This is a genomic window from Stenotrophomonas sp. YJH_SMC_8 (assembly GCF_059371315.1).
Window position 1 is genome coordinate 324,445 of sequence record NZ_JCAFUL010000001.1, and the last position, 16,961, is coordinate 341,405.

Here is a 16,961-nt window from a genome sequence, read left to right on the forward strand (position 1 = left end):
CAAATTCCAAATTGTTGCAATCTGCATGCAGGCGCAGCGTGGTCGAGCAGAGTGAGGCGAATGCGTCAGAGTTCATGCAGCATCGTTGTAGAGCCGAGTCCATGCTCGGCTTGCCGCGCGAAGCACGGCGCTTTTCGCAATGTGACCGGAAAGCAGCCGAGCATGGCTCGGCACTACAGAATGCGCATCGTGCATTCAAGGCGAGGACGGGGCGCTGGAGGCTACGCGGACGACTCTTGTAGAGCCGAGCCCATGCTCGGCTTATCGCGCGAAGCACGGCGTTCTTCGCGATCCGGCCGTAGAGCAGCCGAGCGTGGGCTCGGCTCTACAGGTGCGCGCCCCGGTAGCGCCGGGCCATGCCTGGCGGGCATCACACCGGCGGCAACACTTTGCCCGGGTTGAGAATCCCATCCGGGTCCAGGGCGGCTTTGATCGCGCGCATCGTCGCCAGCGTGGCCGGGCTGAACGCCTGGGCCATGAAATCGCGCTTGGCCAACCCAATGCCATGCTCGCCGGACAGCGTGCCGCCCAGTGACAGCGTCAGTTCGAAGATCTTCGGCAGTGCGGCATGCGCGCGTGCGTTCTCGTCGGCGTCGTCCGGGTGGTAAAGAATGTTGACGTGCAGGTTGCCGTTGCCAGCGTGACCGAAGGTGACGATGGTCAGCGTGTAGTCGCGCGCCAATGCCTGTACACCGGCCACCAGTTCCGGAATGCGCGACACTGGCACCACCACGTCTTCATTGATCTTGCCGGGCGCGACCGTCCGCAGTGCCGGCGACAGCGCCTTGCGCGCCGCCCACAGCTGGTCGCGCGCGCGGCCTTCCATCGCCACGTCCAGCTCGATCATGCCGTCGCCTTCGGCGGCGCTGGCCAATGCCTGCAACAGATAGGGCAGGGTGTCGTGGTCACCATCGGCCTCGACCAGCAGCATCGCACCGGCCTCCGGAACATCGGCGCCATTGAGCCGCAGCAGCTCCAGGCTGCGTGCGTCCATGAATTCCAGGCGGGTGGGTACCACCGGCTGCGACATCAACCGCGACACGGCGGCTGCGGCGGCATCCGCATCGCGGTACAACACGCGCAGCCCGGCCTGGCTGACCGGCAGCGGAGTGAGCTTGAGGGTGGCTTCCACGATCAGCGCCAGCGTGCCTTCGCTGCCCACCAGCAGGTGGGTGAGGTCGTAGCCGGTGGAATCCTTGGTGTAGGCACCACCGCAGCGGATCACCTCGCCGGTGCCGGTGACGGCGACCAGACCGAGTACGTTGTCGCGGCTGGTGCCGTACTTCACCGCGCGCGGGCCACCGGCGTTGCAGGCCAGGTTGCCACCCACGCTGCAGATCTCCGCGCTGGATGGGTCCGGCGCCCAGAACAGGCCATGTGGCGCCAGCGCCTGCTGCAGCGTTCCATTGAGCACGCCGGGCTGCACCACGGCGCAGCGATCACCGGCACGGATCTCCACGATGCGGTCCATGCGGGTGAACGACAACACGATGCTGCCCGGCAACGGCACGGCTGCACCGGTGGTGCCGGTGCCGGCGCCGCGCGCGACCAGCGCTACGCCATGCACGCGACAGGCACGCACCAGTGCCTGCACCTGTTCGACGCTGGCGGGCAGCGCGACGGCAGCGGGGCGCTGGTGGCGCCACGAGTTGTCCTGCGCGTTCGCCTCCAGCGCGTTGTCATCCATGCGCCAGCCCTCCGCGCCCAGCAGGGCAGACAGTTCGGCAATCAATGCGGCGGGCAGGGCAGTACTCATGACAGATCTCGTGGGGCAGCAGGAGCGGGTTGGATCAGTTTCCAGGCAACAACGACGCCGGCCAGCGGCAGCCAGACCCAGCGCAGTTCCGACAGCAGGGTGGCGATGCCGCGCGCGCTGAAGAACTGCGGGGCAAACGGTGAAACGCGGATCGGTCGCCATGGGGCGAAGAAGCGTTGGTCACTCCATGGCCAGGCCAGGGCAACGCCGAGGCCGCCGGAGGTCATCGCGTCGAGCAGGGGATGGCTGGCGGCACAGATGAAGACAAACACCGCCGCCTGTGTGGTGGGTGCCAACCTTGGTTGGCACGAAACCGCCGACCAAGGTCGGCGGCTACCGGGGCGGTGCGGGGCCGACCAAGGTCGGCCGCTACCAAAGAACGCCAACATCGCGGCCAACGCCGCCAACACCCCGGCAAACAACAACGAATGGCTGGCACCGCGATGGCCGAACGCATCGGCATAGGGAATATGCAGGGCAAAGGCCAGTACATCGGCATCGGGCAGCATCGCGGCGACCACACCGGCGGCCAGCAGCCATGCCGGAATGCGGCCACGATCCGCGGCGCACCACAGCGCCAAAGGCACAGCGGCATGGGTGATGATCGACGGCATCAGCAATCATCCAACCGGAACGCATCGCGCAGCCACTGCAGCTGCGGCGGCTCGCCCGTGGCTTCCACCACATCAAAGCGGCACGGCGCATCGGCCAGTGCGGGATGGTCCTGCAGGTACAGCGACGCGGCATGGGCCAGGCGCCGGCACTTGCGCACATCCACCGAGGCAGCACCGCCACCGAAATCGGATCGCGCGCGGTAGCGCACCTCCACGAACACCACGGTGCCGGCGTCGTCCATCACCAGGTCCAGTTCGCCGCCTCGATAACGTACGTTGCGCGCACGCGGCTGCAGTCCGGCCTGTTGCAGATGCTGCTCGGCGGCGGCTTCCACCGCCGAGCCACGTTGGCTGCGCTCAGCGACCACCGACGATCGGCATCGGCCGGCCGCCATTGAAGGTGGACCAGGCCGGCTGGCGCAGGATGTTGCCGTTGCTGTCCAGGAACAGGGTGCCGGTGGCGCCGTCCAGGCCACCTTCGTTGGACAGCTTGTCCAGGTAGGCGGTGATCTTCCAGGCATCGGCGCCGAAGGCGAACAGGCGGCCGGCCGCACCGCGTGCGCTGGGCAGGGTGCTGGCGACCTGGCTGGCCGACGGCAGGCCCGACACGCTGCGCACGTTCCAGGCTTCGTTCGGGTAGACGATGCCGTCCAGCGCCACGTCTTCTTCCATCTTGCCGCTGCCGACGGTCAGCTGCGAGGTGCCGACGCGGGTGGCGCCACCGGCACCGGCCAGCGCCAGCTGCGGCGCCAGCAGGCGAGCCTGCGGGGCGCGCACGGCGAGGAACACGGCATCGACCTGGCCGGCATTGCGCACCTGCGCACCGACATCGCCAACCGCATCGCTGACGCCGACCGTGGCCACCACCTGGCCGCCGCGCTGGGCGAAGCGCTGGGCGAAGGCGGCGGCGGCACGGCGGCCGGTATCGTCGGCGCTGTTGATCACCAGCGCCTTGCCGCGCTCGCGGCCACGCAGGTACTCGGCGGCGACGATGCCGTCGTCTTCCGGCGCCAGCGAGAAACCGGCGCTGCCGGCCGGCGGCGCGTCCTTGCCACGGTTCAGTGCCAGCACTGGCACCTGCAGCTGCTGGCGGCCGTACACCGCGTCCACTTCGTCGCGGCCCAGCGGACCGACCACGAAGTCGGCACCGGAGGCGACGGCCTTGTCATATGCGGCCAGCGCACCGGCCGGGGTACCGGCGGTGTCGATGAAGTTGATGTCCGGGCGGCGGCGGGTCTCGCCGTAGTAGGCGGCGAGCAGGCCATCGCGCACCGGCTGCGCGGCGGTGGCCAGGCGGCCGCTGAGCGGCAGCAGCACGGCCAGCTTGGCCGGCGGGCGGTAACCGTCGCTCATCGCCGGCGGGCGCTTGCTGGTATCGAACTGGGCGGCGCCGTCGCGGTCGAACGGGCGCGGCAGCGGCAGGCCGCGTGCGATCAGCGCACGGCCAGCGAAGTTGTACAGCGGGTCGTTGGCCGGCAGGGCGGCGGCACGGCTGCGCAGGGTAGCGTCGTCGAGCGTGCCGAGCAGGCCGGCAATGGCGGCCTGGTTTTCGCTGCGGGCGCTGCCGGTCAGGCTGGCGTGCGCGCGGGCGCGCTCGGCGGCGGCTCCGAAGCTGTCGCCGGTGCCTTGCAGGGCATTCGCGCGTGCCACGTACCAGCGCGTGCGCAGGGCCGGCAGTACGTTGTCGCCGCTGTCCTTCAGCAGTGCCAGCGCCTGCGCCGGCTGCTTGTCGGCCAGTGCCAGCTCGGCGCCGGTCAGCTGGTAGCGCTGCAGGCTGGCGCCGGTCAGCTGGCGGGCGGTGAGCTGGCCCAGCAGGCTGCGCGCGCGAGCGCTGTCGCCGGCCAGGTGCCAGGCCCAGGCGGCATCGGCCAGGGCGTTGCTGCGGGCGCCACCTTTCAGGGTTGCGGCCAGCGCTTCCAATTGCAGGGCGGCGTCGCGCGGCTTGCCCTGTTCGATCAGCGCCAGCGCCTGGCTCTGGGCCGGCGATTCGGGCGCGCTGGTCAGGCTGGTGGTGGCACAGCCGGCCAGCAGCATCAGCGACAACGACAGGGCGGAGATCCGTGCGGCGGGCTTGTTCATGATCGGGTCCATGCGATGAGGGCAGCGGCCTTGGCCGGGTACACGCTACGATTCTACCCTTGCCCCGTGAGTACCGCTGAAATGAGTGTCCCAACCCTGTACGTCGTCGCCACCCCGATCGGCAACCTGGCCGATCTGAGCCCGCGCGCGCAGGAGGTGCTGCGCTCGGTGGCGGCCATCTGTGCCGAGGACACCCGCCGCAGCGGCCAGCTGTTGTCCCATTTCGGCATCCAGCAGCCGCTGGTGGCCCTGCACGAACACAATGAAGAGGCCCTGTCGCAGCGCCTGGTGTCGCGCCTGCAGGCGGGTGAGTCGCTGGCGCTGGTGAGCGATGCGGGCACCCCGCTGGTCAGCGACCCCGGCTTCCGCCTGGTGCGTGCTGCGCGTGCGGCCGGCATCAAGGTCAGCCCGATTCCCGGTGCCTGCGCCGCCATCGCCGCGCTGAGCGTGGCCGGTCTGCCCAGCGACCGCTTCAGCTTCGAAGGCTTCCTGCCGGCCAAGGCCAGCGGCCGCCGCGACCGCCTGCAGGCGCTGGCCGGCGAAGTGCGCACGATGGTGTTCTACGAATCCTCGCACCGCATCGCCGAATCGCTGGCGGACATGGCGGCGATCTTCGGCGGCGAGCGCCCGGCGGTGCTGGCACGCGAGCTGACCAAGCTGTTCGAGACCGTGCTTGATGGTGACCTGGCCGGCCTGCTGGCCAAGGTGGAAGCCGACGAGAACCAGCGCAAGGGCGAGTTCGTGGTGATGGTGCAGGGCGCCGGCGATGATGAGGAAGCGCAACTGGCGCATGGCCGCCGTGTGTACGCCAAGCTGAGCGAGCATCTGCCGCCGTCGACCGCGGCGAAGCTGGCGGCCGAGTTGACCGGTGCGCCGCGCAAGGCGTTGTACGGCGGGTAGCGCCGGGCCATGCCCGGCGAGCGCGTAGCGCGGGGGATGGATCGTGCGGACCAAGGTCCGCACCCACCAATTCGGAATCCGCACCCGCCTGGGCAGCGGGATCGGTAGATCCACGCCATGCGTGGATGGATGAACCGCCAAGGTCCGCACCACCAGGGCGGAGCGGGTAGCGCCGGGCCATGCCCGGCGAGTGCACGGTGCCCCCGCAGGGGGCTCGCGGCTTCAGGACGGTGCGGTTGTGTCCAGAGCGCCCAGATAGTCTGCAATCTCGGCAACCACCGAGGAAAGGTCCGGCGCAATCAGGCGATTCCTCCGCAGGAAGGCGCGCCATTGGGTCTGCTTGTGGACATCCCTGGCGAATGCCGGGGTCAGCCCGTACGGCAGCGGCGTCGGTGCAGGGGTGCCGCGTCGATCAAAGGTCGCGGCAATGGCGGCTGCAAGGCCAGGACGATCCATGGCGTCCTCGCGCACCAGTGCCAGCAGGTCGAAGAAGTCCTTCATCCTGCTGTTCGCGATGCCCAGTACCGCAATGGCCTCCAGCTTTTCGGCAAACACGGTCTCTCGTGGATAGACGCGCAGGAAGGGTGGGGGAAAGCCATCCAGCATTACCGGATAGGTGATTTCCGGCGGTGGGGTAGTCACTGCATCGCCAAACCCCACGTCCCACTGCACGTGGCAGCGTGCGCTGCCCAGGTATGCCATCAGGCGCATGCGCAGCCCTTCATACGCAGCGTCTTCCCGGGTAGCTTCGATGGCGATGCTGTCTGGATCGAAACGCAGGCCGTCGTCGCTCGCCACCGCACAGAGCGAACATGCGATACGCAGGAGATGGTCGGGCTCAGCACTGCCGAATCTGAGGAAATCGGCATCCCGAGTGGGCCGGTGCGGTGCATCGAACCAGGTTGCGAACAGCAGGGCGCCCTTCAGCAGGAACTGGTCGCGGAACGGTGAGGTCGAGAGCCGGTAGAGCAGGCGCTCAACGGCGAACCTGTCCAGCACGAACTGAAAGTCCTCGCCTCGGCTGCGCGCGCGATCGAGCAGCCGTTGCCGGATGGAAGCAACGCGCTGGGGGAGTGGTGGAGAGTGGGTCACGCCAGGGCATCGAGGTACGGTCTCATCAGTCTGGCAACGCGGCAGATCCGCGCATATTCCATCAGTGCGTTCGGGGTGGTGGCGCGGCTGTGAAGCGCGTCACGCAGGGCTTCAAGTGCGACATCAAGTCCTACGAGATTGCGGAACTTGAAGCAATCGACGACGGTTTTCGCTGCGTTGCTGACGTATATGAGACGTCTGCCTACGCGACGTTCTTCCAGCCCCGCATTGAGGGTCGTTGCCGACATGCGGACCACACGGAGGGGGGGCCAGTCGATCCGCGGAGCGCGGTCGCTGTTGCCGATGGCGACCCAGTGTTCGAACGGCGCCTGGGTGGTCAGGCCATGCAGGCGCAGGGCACTCAACAGGCATAGACGGGGGTGCGGCAGGCGTTCGGCGATGATCCGCAGTCCATCATCGGTGTCGTTGCTGCTTCTTTCCGCCAACGCGTAGACGCCCCGGGACAACCGGATGAGTGCACCTGCCTCGACGAGTCGGGACAGTTGGGCGCGGGCGATCCCCGCAGTCACCAGTTCGCGCGCGCGCAGGGTGCCTGCGCGTCGCAATAGCTTTCGTGCCTTGGCTTCGGCGTTTCCCATGACGGCATTGTTCCATAACGTCGGGTGTTTTGAATATTGGCCGACAAAAGGGAACATCGCCGGCTATGGCGGGTGAATGGTGCGGACCAAGGTCCGCACCCACCAGAGCGGAATCTGCACCCACCAGAGCGGTGAGGGTTTTGCCGGCCCTGCCCTGTGAATCGGTAGATCCACGCCACGCGTGGATGGATGAACCGCACGTCGCGATCAACGCGGCAGGAACCACCCACGTGCGCTAGAATGCGCGCTGGCGGAGCCGGCCAGACAGTCGCGTCATCCCTTCGGGGGTGCCGAGGAAAGTCCGGGCTCCATAGGGCAAGGTGCCAGGTAACGCCTGGGCGGCGCAAGCCGACGGAAAGTGCAACAGAAAGATACCGCCTACGTCTTCTTCGGAAGGCCGGTAAGGGTGAAATGGTGCGGTAAGAGCGCACCGCGAGTCTGGCAACAGACCGGCACGGCAAACCCCACCTGGAGCAAGACCAAATAGGGATCCTTTGGCGCGGCCCGCGTTGGATCCGGGTAGGTTGCTTGAGCGTTGCGGTGACGTAACGCCTAGAGGAATGACTGTCCACGACAGAACCCGGCTTATCGGCCGGCTCCGCCTCTTTCTTCCATCCACGCATGGCGTGGATCTACTGATGCCGATGTGTGGCGTGGATTTACCGACGTCCATATGTGGCGTCGGTGCGCCAACATTAAGGGGTCGGATCCCTTTCCGCAGGAAAGGGATCCGACCCCTTTTCCGATCAGCGGTACTGCCCGGCGGAAATGAACTGCTCGAACCGTTCGCACCACACCACGACGGTGGTGTAGTCGTCCACGTTGATGCTTTCAGGCACGTCGACCAGGAAACGATTGAAGGTCTTTACCTCGCCGATGCGCTGCGCCTGCGCCTTGATCTTCAGGAAGTCGGCCTTGTTGTCGACGAAGTCGCGCACCAGGTAGACCTTGTAGTCCGGCCCCGGGCCCATCTTGCCGTCGAAGGCGACCTGGCGTGGGCTGACGCTGACCTTGCCTTCGGCCCAGTGCACGGCGTCGCTGCCCTTGAGGTCGCGACGGAAGGTGGTGTGGTAGCGGGCGTCGCCCATCGCTGCCTGCACCTGCGCGACCGGCGGGTCGTCAGGGGCGATCAGGATCGGCAGCAGGTAGATGCCCAGGCCGAAGCCCAGGCCGAGGGCGAGCAGGTGGGTGGCGGCAAGTACAAGAACACGGCGCATCGATGACTCCCTGTGGATCGGTGGGGCGCGCGGCAGGACCGCGCCGGGTCATCGTGTGGCGTGCGTGCAGACATTTATAGACACAGAGAACAGGTACAGGGTCAGAAATCGACCTGGCTCTGGCCAAGTGCGACGCCCTGTGGGCCGAAGCGGCGCTCGTGGATCTGGCCGTGGCCATGGGTGTCGATCAGCAGCACGGTGCTGGCGCGAGTGCCGTAGTCGTCGCCACGGATGAAGGCCGGGCTCAGCCAGCGCTCGCGCTCCAGGCCGATGCCGGTGTCGGGCAGGTCGCTGTCGGCCGGGCGGTGTTCGTCGGCGAGGGCCTGCCAGAGCGGGGTCAGATCCCTTTCCCCTTGGGAAAGGGATCTGACCCCGTCTTCCTCCAGCCAGGCGGAAAGCGCAGCCATCAGCCGCCGGGTCTTCGGCCACGGCGCGTCCAGCGCGCCGTTGGACATGCCGTGCACGCCGGGGCCCAGGCTCTGGCGTTCGGCCGGGTGGTTGCCCAGGTACTCCAGGCTGTCGCCATCGGCCAGCAGCAGGTTGAAGGGCGCATATGCGCCCGCCACGGTGGCCAGCCGGTCGATATGCATGGCGGCCGGGTCGCGGCCGCGCAGGAAGTCGGCCACCAGTGCACCGCGGGACGGGCCGGTCTGTGCGGCCAGCGGATCACGGACATTGGTGACCACGGCCATGCGGCCGCCGGCACCGACCCCGGCCCAGCCACCGCCGGAGCGCAGGTCGCGCCCCCCGATGACGGAGGTCTCATCTTGCCAGGGGGCCAGCGCCGCGGTCGGGCGGGCGTGGAACTCATCACGGTTGCCGGTCATCACCAGCCGCCAGCGCGGGTGGTGCATCCAGCCAAGAGCGAGCAGGCACATGGCCTCATTGTGCATCGTTTGCGCAGTCCGGCGGCGTTTCCGGCCGGTTCCGGATGAATGCGCGGGCGATGTTTCACGCGCTGTCCACAGCCCTGAACTTCCGTTCAATCTCAAAAATTGAGACGGATCAGCAACTTGTGGATAAGCCTTGAACAATTCTCTAAAGGTTGTTGCAAGCCATTGATGCGGCTGGCGATTTCCCCGCTGAAAAGTTGTTGACAACCCTTCGGCCGCTGCTAAGGTGGGCATCAGAGGGAAATCCGGGTGTTTTGTGGGTTTTCGTGGTTCAATGTTTCACCGGGCGAAGGATAGGTGCACGCGTCGTGTTCCAGGGCGAGACGGCCATCACAGTTGACGATAAAGGGCGCATGGCGGTTCCCACCGCTTACCGCGACCTCGTCGCGCGCGCCAGCAACAACCGTCTCGTGCTGACCTACAACCCGTTCGAAGCCGGCTGCCTGTGGCTGTATGCAGAGTCGGAATGGGAGCGGGTCCGCGACGACGTCATGTCCAAGCCCAACACCCAGCGCGTCGTGCGCCTGTTGCAGCAGAAGCTGGTCGGCTCGGCCGCCCATCTGGAGCTGGACGGCAACGGTCGCATCAGCATCCCCGCCAGCCACCGCGGTGCGGTGGGCATTGAGAAGAAGGCGGTATTGCTCGGTATGGGCGACAAGTTCGAATTGTGGAGCGAGCAGGCGCATCGGGCCCTGATCCAGCAGACGTTGTCTGACGAGGATCTGGGTGATGGGTTGCTCGACCTGAAGTTGTGAGCCGGGGTGCCCGGATGCGCCCAGAAGCGCAGGCCGGTCACCTTCCGGTGTCGCAGTCGCCGGCGGTGCACCTGCCGGTCCTGTACACCCAGGTCATCGAAGGCCTGAGGGTGATCGAAAACGGACGTTATCTGGATGGCACGTTCGGTCGTGGCGGTCATGCACGTGGCGTGCTCACCCAGCTCGGTCCCGAGGGGCGCCTGCTGGTCATGGACAAGGATCCGGAAGCCATCGCCGTTGCCGAGCGCGATTTCGCGCCGGACCCGCGCGTGTCCATCTTCCGTGGCAGCTTCGCCCAGCTGCTGCAGTGGGATGCGACGGCCGAAGGCCTGGACGGCGTGCTGTTCGACCTGGGTGTGTCGTCGCCGCAGCTGGACGTGGCCGAACGTGGCTTCAGCTTCGGCAAGGACGGCCCGCTGGACATGCGCATGGACCCGGACAGTGGTGAAAGCGCCGCGCAGTGGATCAACCGCGTGGAAGACCGCGAGATTGCCGACGTGCTGTGGACCTATGGCGAAGAACGCCAGAGCCGTCGCATCGCGCGTGCCATCGTGGCCCGCCGCGAGAAGCAGCCGTTCACCCGCACCGCTGAACTGGCCGAGCTGATCGCCTCGGTGATGCCGCGTGGAAAAGACAAGATCCACCCGGCCACGCGCAGCTTCCAGGCCATCCGCATCCACATCAACCGCGAGCTGGCCGATCTGGAAGCCGGGCTCGATGCGGCAGTGGAACGGCTCAAGCCCGGTGGCCGGCTGGCGGTGATCAGCTTCCACTCGCTGGAAGACCGCATCGTCAAGCAGTACATGAACCGCCTGGCCAAGGCGCCGCCGGCCAACCGCCGACTGCCCGAGGCGGTCGCGTTCGTGCCGACGCTGGACCTGATCGGCGGTGCCATCAAGGCCACCGACGAGGAACTGGCCGCCAACCCGCGCGCCCGCAGCGCCGTGCTGCGCGTGGCCCAGAAGCGGGAGGCCGACGCATGAGCCGGCTGCTGCTGATCATCCTGTTGGCCTCGACCGTGGCCTCGGCGATCGGCGTCGTGTTCGTGCGTCACCGTCATCGGCAGACGTTCATCGAGCTGTCGCGCGCCGAACGCAAGCGCGATGACATCAACCTGGAATTCGGCCGCCTGCAGCTGGAACAGGCCACGCTGGCTGAAGCCAACCGTGTCGATCGCATCGCCCGCGAAAAGCTCGGCATGAAGTTCCCCGAGGCCGGGGACATCGTGGTGGTGCGGCCATGAGCAAGACCGGCCGCAACCGCCCGCGCAACGCCTTCAACCTGCGCCAGCGCCTGCGCTGGGTCGCGCTGGCGCTCGGCCTGTGCTCGGTGTCGCTGGTCGGTCGTGCCGCCTACGTGCAGATCATCAACAGCGACTTCTACCAGCGCCAGGGCGAGGCCCGCTACCTGCGCGAGCTGCCGATCAAGACCTCGCGCGGCATGATCACCGATCGCAACGGCGAGCCGCTGGCGGTATCCACGCCGGTCGCCTCGATCTGGGTCAATCCGCAGGATCTGCTGCGTTCGCCTGAGCGCATCCCGGAGCTGGCCCAGGCGGTCGGCATGTCGGTGGACGAGCTGAGCAGCCGCCTGTCGCAGAAGTCGGACAAGGAATTCATGTACCTGCGTCGCCGGATCAATCCGGACGAGGCAGAAAAGGTGGTCGCGCTGAAGATTCCGGGCGTGGCCGCGCAGCGCGAGTTCCGCCGCTTCTACCCGCAGGGTGAGGCGATGGCGCACGTGCTGGGCTTCACCAACATCGACGACCGCGGCCAGGAAGGCCTGGAGCTGGCGTTCGACGAATGGCTGCGCGGCAAGGCCGGCGCCAAGCGGGTGATCCGCAACCGCAAGGGCGAGACCGTCGAAAGCGATCTGCTGCGCGCCGCCGAACCGGGCAAGGACCTGACCCTCAGCATCGACCGCCGCATCCAGTACCTGGCCTTCAAAGAGCTGCGCAACGCGCTGGTGGCCAACAAGGCGGCCGGCGGTTCGATGGTGATCATGGACGTGACCACCGGCGAGATCCTGGCCATGGTCAACCTGCCGACCTACAACCCGAATTCGCTGACCGGCGCGCTGCCCGATGCGCGCCGCAACCGTGCAGTGACCGACCTGGTCGAGCCGGGTTCGACGATGAAGCCGTTGACCATCGCCACCGCGCTGCAGGCCGGTGCGGTGACCAAGGACACCATCATCGACACCAACCCGGGTTACATGCAGGTAGCCCGCTTCACCATCCGCGACGTGCCGCGCAACAACGGCGTGCTGAACGTGACCGGCGTTATCACCCGCAGTTCCAACATCGGCGCGGCCAAGGTTGCGGCAAAGATGCCGGACCAGGTGTTCTATGACGGCGTGCGCCGCTTCGGCTACGGCTCGGTGCCGCACAGCGGCTTCCCGGGTGAATCCGGTGGCGTGGTGCGGCGCCCGGCCAACTGGGACGGTGCCACCAAGACCACCATGTCCTACGGCTACGGCCTGAACGTGACGCCGCTGCAGATCGCCACCGCCTACTCGGCGCTGGCCAATGGCGGCAAGTTGATCGCGCCGACCTTCGTCAAGGGCCAGCGCAACGAAGCGCATCAGATCATCGACGAGAACGTCGCCAGGCAGGTGGTGGCGATGATGGAAACGGTGGTTACCCAGGGCGGCGCCAAGCAGGCAGCGGTGCTGGGTTACCGCGTGGCCGGCAAGACCGGTACCGCGCGCAAGACCGGCCCCGGCGGTTACGAGCGCGGCCATTACAACGCGCTGTTCGCCGGCGTGGTGCCGGCCACCAACCCGCGCTTCGCCACCGTCATCGTCATCAACGACCCGCAGGCCGGCAAGTTCTACGGCGGCCTGGTGTCGGCGCCGGTCTACCACAACGTGATGGAAGGCACCCTGCGCCTGATGGACGTGCCGCTGGACGACCTGCAGTCGTGGCTGGCCGCACAACAGTCCGGCAAGGTCGGCCACTCGGCCTCGATCCTGCCCGCGCCGCCGGCCGAGGCCGCGCTGCCGGCCGATGCCGCCGCTGAATTCGATGCTGCGCTGCCCAGCGCGCATGCCCAGACGCCGCCCGCTACGGGAGGCACGCAATGAGTCCTTCGATGTTGCTTTCGCAGTTGCTTCCGGACGTGGCCCTGGCGGGCCATGATCCCGTTCTGACCGGCCTGGTGCTGGACAGCCGCGCCGTGCGCCCCGGCAATGCCTTCGTCGCCATCGCCGGTTTCGGCGCGCATGGCCTGGGCTTTGTCGAGCAGGCCCGTGCGGCCGGTGCTGGCGTCATCCTGTTCGAACCGCCGGCGCCTGCCGAGCTGCCGGCCCCGGCCGATGCGATTGCGGTGCCGGGCCTGCGCGCGCGCATGGGCGCGATGGCCGACCAGTTCCATGGCGCACCGTCGCGGGCGATGGCGATGGTTGGCGTGACCGGCACCAACGGCAAGACCTCCACCGTGCAGCTGCTGGCCCAGGCCTGGCACCTGCTCGGTACGCCCAGTGGCAGTATCGGCACGCTGGGCGCCGGACTTTATGGTGCGGTTGAACCGACGGGCTTCACCACGCCGCTGGTGCTGCAGATGCATGCGCTGCTGGCGCAGCTGCGCGACGCTGGTGCGCGCGCGGTGGCGATGGAAGTCAGCTCGCACGCGCTGGACCAGGGCCGCGTGGATGCCGTGCACTACGACGTGGCGGTGTTCACCAACCTCACCCGCGACCATCTGGATTACCACGGCGACATGGCCAGCTACGGCGCGGCCAAGGCGCGGCTGTTCCATCGCCCGGGCCTGAAGGCGGCGGTGATCAACCTGGACGACGCCTTCGGTCGCCAGCTGTTCGCCGGCCTGCCGGCGGGCGTGCAGCCGATCGGCCTGAGCTCGCGCGGTGCCACCGATGCCAGCGTGCGCGCCGAAGCGCTGCAGCTGGATGGCCGTGGCATCGCCTTCGAACTGGTCATCGACGGCCAGCGCGCTGCGGTGCAGTCGCCGCTGCTGGGCCGTTTCAACGTGGACAACCTGCTGGCGGTGGCCGGTACCCTGCATGCGCAGGGCCAGCCGCTGCCGCGCATCGCCGAGGTGCTGTCGGCGCTGCAGCCGATCCGTGGCCGCATGAACCGCCTCGGCGGCGAAGACGGCCTGCCGACCGTGGTGGTCGATTACGCACATACCCCGGACGCGCTGGAACAGGCGCTGGACAGCCTGCACGGCCATCTGCAGGGCACGCTGTTCTGCGTGTTCGGCTGCGGTGGCGAGCGTGATACCGGCAAGCGTCCGCAGATGGCCGCGATCGCCGAGCGCCTGGCCAACCAGGTCATCGTCACCGACGACAACCCGCGTGGCGAGGACGGCGACGTGATCGTGGCCGACATCCTGGCCGGCTTCCAGAACGCCGATGCCGTGACCGTGCAGCGCAGCCGCGCGCGTGCGATCGGCCTGGCGGTGAAGCGTGCCGGTGCCGGCGACATCATCCTGATCGCCGGCAAGGGCCACGAGCCGTACCAGGAAGTGAACGGCGTGCGCCATGACTTCGACGACACCGAAGTGGCGGCAGCTGCCCTGGCGGCCAAGGCCGGTGTTCTAGCCGCACAGGCCGGGGAGGGCGCCGCATGAAGCGCACCCTGCTTTCGCTGATCGCACATTGGGCTGGCGGCGAGATCCACGGCGACGACGTGGCGATCGATGCGGTCAGCCATGACACCCGCAACCTTGGCCCGGGCAGCCTGTACGTGGCGCTGCGTGGCGAACGTTTCGATGGCCATGATTTCGCTGCCGACGCGCTGGCGCGTGGTGCCAGCGCGTTGCTGGTCGAGCGCCTGCTGCCGATCGAACTGCCGCAGGTGCTGGTGGCCGACAGCGAGCTGGCGCTGGCGAAGATCGCCACCGGCATGCAGCGTGACCGCGGCACCGAGGTGTTCGCGATCACCGGCAGCAACGGCAAGACCAGCGTGAAGAGCCTGCTGCTGTCGATCCTGCAGCAGGTGGCACAGCACGCGCACAAGGTGGTCTACGCCAACCCGGGCAACCGCAACAACGAGATCGGCCTGCCGCTGGCGGTGATCGATGCGCCGGAAGATGCCGACTTCGCCGTCTACGAGATGGGCGCCGGCAAGCCGGGCGACATCGCCTACCTGACCGACATCGCCCGCCCGCGCTATGCGCTGGTCAACAACATCGCCCCGGCACACCTGGAACGCATGGGCAGCCTGCTCGGCGTGGCGGTGACCAAGGGCGCGATCTATGCCGCACTGCCGGCCGATGGCGTGGCGGTGATCAACGCCGACGATGCCTACGGCCGCTGGTTCGAACAGCATTTCGTCGGCACCCCGCCGCGTTGCCGCGTGCTGCGCTACGGCCTGGAACATACCGCCGACGTGACCGCGCGCGACATCCGCGCCGGTGCGCAGGGCAGCCAGTTCACCCTGGTTTCGCCAGCCGGCGAAGCACGCGTAGTGCTCGGCCTGCCGGGTCGCCACAACGTCAGCAATGCACTGGCCGCCGCCAGCCTGGCGCTGGCCGCGGGCGTCGACCTGGCGCTGATCGCTGCCGGCCTGGCCGAAGCGCAGCCGGTGCCGGGCCGCCAGATCGCCCATCAGCTGCGCAACGGCGCGGTGCTGGTGGATGACAGCTACAACGCCAATCCCGGCTCGCTGGCTGCGGCCATCGATGCCCTGGCCGCCGCCCCGGAAGAGGGCTGGCTGGTGCTGGGCGACATGCGCGAGCTGGGCCCGGACGCCGAGGCGCTGCATGCGCAGGCCGGCATCCGAGCACGCGCTGCCGGCCTGAAGCGGCTGTATGCGCTGGGTCCGCTCAGCGCCGCTGCTGCGGCCGCCTTCGGTGAAGGCGGTCGCCATTTCGCTACCCATGGTGCGCTGTCACAGGCGCTGCAGGATGAGTTGCACGCTGGTGTGCGCTGCCTGGTCAAGGGTTCCCGTGGCAGTGCCATGGACCTGATCGTCAAAGCGCTGCTGGCGCAAGGAGAGGAATCCCCGCATGTTGTATGAACTGGCTCGATGGTTGCAGCAGTTGGAGAGCCTGTTCGGGCTGTTCAACTACCAGACGTTCCGCGCCATCCTTGCCGCGTTGACGGCGCTGTTCCTGTCGCTGTGGCTCGGCCCGGCGATGATCCGCAAGCTTGCCCAGTTCAAGGGCGGCCAGCCGATCCGCAAGGACGGTCCGCAGACCCATTTCTCCAAGGCCGGTACGCCGACCATGGGCGGTTCGCTGATCCTGCTCACCATCACCCTGTCGGTGCTGATGTGGGCTGACCTGCGCAACCGCTACGTGTGGCTGGTGCTGGCCGTGATGCTGTGCTTCGGCGCCATCGGCTGGTATGACGACTGGATCAAGATCGTCCGCCGTGACCCGAACGGCCTGAAGTCGCGCTGGAAGTACCTGCTGCAGTCGATCTTCGGCCTGGCTGCGGGCCTGTTCCTGTTCTACACGGCCGACGTGCCGGCGGCGCTGACCTTCTACATCCCGATGTTCAAGTCGATCGCGCTACCGCTGGCCGGCATCGGCTTCGTGGCCATCGCCTACTTCTGGATCGTCGGTTTCTCCAATGCGGTGAACCTGACCGACGGCCTGGACGGCCTGGCGATCATGCCGACCGTGCTGGTGGCCTGCGCGCTGGGCGTGTTCGCCTATGCCTCGGGCAACGTGGTGTTCGCCAACTACCTGCAGATCCCGCAGATCCCGGGGGCCGGCGAGCTGGTCATCATCTGCGCGGCCATTGCCGGCGCCGGCCTCGGCTTCCTGTGGTTCAACACCTATCCGGCCATGGTGTTCATGGGCGACATCGGCGCGCTGGCGCTGGGCGCGGTGCTGGGCACGATCGCGGTGATCACCCGCCAGGAACTGGTGCTGGTGATCATGGGCGGCGTGTTCGTCATCGAAACGCTGTCGGTGATGATCCAGGTCGCCTCGTTCAAGCTGACCGGCAAGCGTGTGTTCCGCATGGCGCCGATCCACCACCACTTTGAACTGAAGGGCTGGCCGGAGCCGCGCGTGATCGTGCGCTTCTGGATCATCTCCGTCGTGCTCGTGCTGATCGGCCTGGCCACGTTGAAGGTGCGCTGAG

General features: G+C 67.6%; 16 protein-coding genes and 1 other RNA gene. 9 read left to right on the forward strand and 8 right to left on the reverse strand.

All coding sequences use genetic code 11. The features are described from left to right. Positions 1–370 precede the first annotated feature (370 nt). The 4 genes from AC5P88_RS01425 to AC5P88_RS01440 are packed head-to-tail and all read right to left on the reverse strand — an operon-like array spanning position 371 to position 4,449. On the reverse strand, positions 371–1,756 hold the full coding sequence (locus AC5P88_RS01425; protein ID WP_495224093.1) for an FAD-binding oxidoreductase: 1,386 nt from the start codon (positions 1,754–1,756) through the stop codon (positions 371–373). Then, positions 1,753–2,370, reverse strand: coding sequence for a metal-dependent hydrolase (locus tag AC5P88_RS01430; protein ID WP_495224094.1), 618 nt, complete (start codon positions 2,368–2,370; stop codon positions 1,753–1,755). Before AC5P88_RS01430 ends, AC5P88_RS01425 begins: the two co-directional genes overlap by 4 nt. Beyond that, entirely contained in the window at positions 2,370–2,738 is a 369-nt protein-coding gene (locus tag AC5P88_RS01435; protein ID WP_495224095.1) for a YraN family protein, read from the reverse strand. Before AC5P88_RS01435 ends, AC5P88_RS01430 begins: the two co-directional genes overlap by 1 nt. Continuing rightward, entirely contained in the window at positions 2,728–4,449 is a 1,722-nt protein-coding gene (locus AC5P88_RS01440) for a penicillin-binding protein activator (protein ID WP_049459446.1), read from the reverse strand. Before AC5P88_RS01440 ends, AC5P88_RS01435 begins: the two co-directional genes overlap by 11 nt. Positions 4,450–4,530: 81 nt before the next feature. Here AC5P88_RS01440 and rsmI point away from each other — a divergent pair, with 81 nt between their 5' ends. Beyond that, on the forward strand, positions 4,531–5,349 hold the full coding sequence (rsmI, locus tag AC5P88_RS01445; RefSeq protein WP_106549210.1) for a 16S rRNA (cytidine(1402)-2'-O)-methyltransferase: 819 nt from the start codon (positions 4,531–4,533) through the stop codon (positions 5,347–5,349). 222 nt (positions 5,350–5,571) lie between these two features. On the opposite strand, the gene AC5P88_RS01450 is transcribed toward rsmI, so the two are convergent. Then, a complete protein-coding gene (locus tag AC5P88_RS01450) occupies positions 5,572–6,441 on the reverse strand; it encodes a nucleotidyl transferase AbiEii/AbiGii toxin family protein (protein ID WP_495224096.1) in 870 nt (289 codons plus the stop codon). Beyond that, positions 6,438–7,097 carry a type IV toxin-antitoxin system AbiEi family antitoxin domain-containing protein gene (locus AC5P88_RS01455; protein ID WP_258179474.1) on the reverse strand — a complete coding sequence of 220 codons (660 nt, stop codon included), beginning with the start codon at positions 7,095–7,097 and terminating at the stop codon, positions 6,438–6,440. Before AC5P88_RS01455 ends, AC5P88_RS01450 begins: the two co-directional genes overlap by 4 nt. A gap of 195 nt (positions 7,098–7,292) precedes the next feature. On the opposite strand from AC5P88_RS01455, the gene rnpB reads away from it, so the two are divergent. Further along, an RNA gene (gene rnpB / locus AC5P88_RS01460) (RNase P RNA component class A) lies at positions 7,293–7,644 on the forward strand. Between the two features lie 142 nt (positions 7,645–7,786). Here rnpB and AC5P88_RS01465 read toward each other — a convergent pair. Together AC5P88_RS01465 and AC5P88_RS01470 are read right to left on the reverse strand one after the other, a co-directional pair. Then, positions 7,787–8,257 (reverse strand): DM13 domain-containing protein, encoded by a 471-nt coding sequence (locus tag AC5P88_RS01465; RefSeq protein WP_106549213.1) that lies wholly within the window; start codon positions 8,255–8,257, stop codon positions 7,787–7,789. 101 nt (positions 8,258–8,358) lie between these two features. Then, complete coding sequence (locus AC5P88_RS01470) at positions 8,359–9,135, reverse strand: NRDE family protein (RefSeq protein ID WP_106549239.1); 777 nt, start codon at positions 9,133–9,135, stop codon at positions 8,359–8,361. A gap of 323 nt (positions 9,136–9,458) precedes the next feature. Between AC5P88_RS01470 and mraZ the strand changes: the two genes are divergently transcribed. Genes mraZ through mraY form a run of 7 tightly spaced genes read left to right on the forward strand, consistent with a single transcriptional unit; the run spans position 9,459 to position 16,960 of the window. Then, on the forward strand, positions 9,459–9,905 hold the full coding sequence (mraZ, locus tag AC5P88_RS01475; RefSeq protein WP_004143635.1) for a division/cell wall cluster transcriptional repressor MraZ: 447 nt from the start codon (positions 9,459–9,461) through the stop codon (positions 9,903–9,905). 14 nt (positions 9,906–9,919) lie between these two features. After that, on the forward strand, positions 9,920–10,888 hold the full coding sequence (gene rsmH / locus AC5P88_RS01480; RefSeq protein ID WP_010481940.1) for a 16S rRNA (cytosine(1402)-N(4))-methyltransferase RsmH: 969 nt from the start codon (positions 9,920–9,922) through the stop codon (positions 10,886–10,888). After that, positions 10,885–11,148 carry a cell division protein FtsL gene (gene ftsL, locus AC5P88_RS01485; protein ID WP_005408074.1) on the forward strand — a complete coding sequence of 88 codons (264 nt, stop codon included), beginning with the start codon at positions 10,885–10,887 and terminating at the stop codon, positions 11,146–11,148. The genes rsmH and ftsL overlap by 4 nt, the downstream gene beginning before the upstream one ends. After that, positions 11,145–12,989 (forward strand): peptidoglycan D,D-transpeptidase FtsI family protein, encoded by a 1,845-nt coding sequence (locus AC5P88_RS01490; protein ID WP_106549214.1) that lies wholly within the window; start codon positions 11,145–11,147, stop codon positions 12,987–12,989. The genes ftsL and AC5P88_RS01490 overlap by 4 nt, the downstream gene beginning before the upstream one ends. Then, complete coding sequence (locus AC5P88_RS01495) at positions 12,986–14,494, forward strand: UDP-N-acetylmuramoyl-L-alanyl-D-glutamate--2,6-diaminopimelate ligase (protein ID WP_106549215.1); 1,509 nt, start codon at positions 12,986–12,988, stop codon at positions 14,492–14,494. The genes AC5P88_RS01490 and AC5P88_RS01495 overlap by 4 nt, the downstream gene beginning before the upstream one ends. Further along, complete coding sequence (locus AC5P88_RS01500; protein WP_106549216.1) at positions 14,491–15,885, forward strand: UDP-N-acetylmuramoyl-tripeptide--D-alanyl-D-alanine ligase; 1,395 nt, start codon at positions 14,491–14,493, stop codon at positions 15,883–15,885. Before AC5P88_RS01495 ends, AC5P88_RS01500 begins: the two co-directional genes overlap by 4 nt. Next, the gene (gene mraY, locus AC5P88_RS01505) at positions 15,875–16,960 is read left to right on the forward strand and encodes a phospho-N-acetylmuramoyl-pentapeptide-transferase (RefSeq protein WP_010481929.1); all 1,086 of its coding nucleotides are present in this window, start codon (positions 15,875–15,877) and stop codon (positions 16,958–16,960) included. The genes AC5P88_RS01500 and mraY overlap by 11 nt, the downstream gene beginning before the upstream one ends. Position 16,961 lies beyond the last annotated feature (1 nt).

Excerpts from the sequence above, each read along its gene's own strand:
- AC5P88_RS01425 (WP_495224093.1), bottom strand. The coding sequence starts at position 1,756 with ATGAGTACTGCCCTGCCCGCCGCATTGATTGCCGAACTGTCTGCCCTG.
- AC5P88_RS01430 (WP_495224094.1), bottom strand. The coding sequence starts at position 2,370 with ATGCCGTCGATCATCACCCATGCCGCTGTGCCTTTGGCGCTGTGGTGC.
- AC5P88_RS01440 (WP_049459446.1), bottom strand. The coding sequence starts at position 4,449 with ATGAACAAGCCCGCCGCACGGATCTCCGCCCTGTCGTTGTCGCTGATG.
- rsmI (WP_106549210.1), top strand. The coding sequence starts at position 4,531 with ATGAGTGTCCCAACCCTGTACGTCGTCGCCACCCCGATCGGCAACCTG.
- AC5P88_RS01455 (WP_258179474.1), bottom strand. The coding sequence starts at position 7,097 with ATGTTCCCTTTTGTCGGCCAATATTCAAAACACCCGACGTTATGGAAC.
- AC5P88_RS01465 (WP_106549213.1), bottom strand. The coding sequence starts at position 8,257 with ATGCGCCGTGTTCTTGTACTTGCCGCCACCCACCTGCTCGCCCTCGGC.
- AC5P88_RS01470 (WP_106549239.1), bottom strand. The coding sequence starts at position 9,135 with ATGTGCCTGCTCGCTCTTGGCTGGATGCACCACCCGCGCTGGCGGCTG.
- rsmH (WP_010481940.1), top strand. The coding sequence starts at position 9,920 with ATGCGCCCAGAAGCGCAGGCCGGTCACCTTCCGGTGTCGCAGTCGCCG.
- ftsL (WP_005408074.1), top strand. The coding sequence starts at position 10,885 with ATGAGCCGGCTGCTGCTGATCATCCTGTTGGCCTCGACCGTGGCCTCG.
- AC5P88_RS01490 (WP_106549214.1), top strand. The coding sequence starts at position 11,145 with ATGAGCAAGACCGGCCGCAACCGCCCGCGCAACGCCTTCAACCTGCGC.
- AC5P88_RS01495 (WP_106549215.1), top strand. The coding sequence starts at position 12,986 with ATGAGTCCTTCGATGTTGCTTTCGCAGTTGCTTCCGGACGTGGCCCTG.
- AC5P88_RS01500 (WP_106549216.1), top strand. The coding sequence starts at position 14,491 with ATGAAGCGCACCCTGCTTTCGCTGATCGCACATTGGGCTGGCGGCGAG.
- mraY (WP_010481929.1), top strand. The coding sequence starts at position 15,875 with ATGTTGTATGAACTGGCTCGATGGTTGCAGCAGTTGGAGAGCCTGTTC.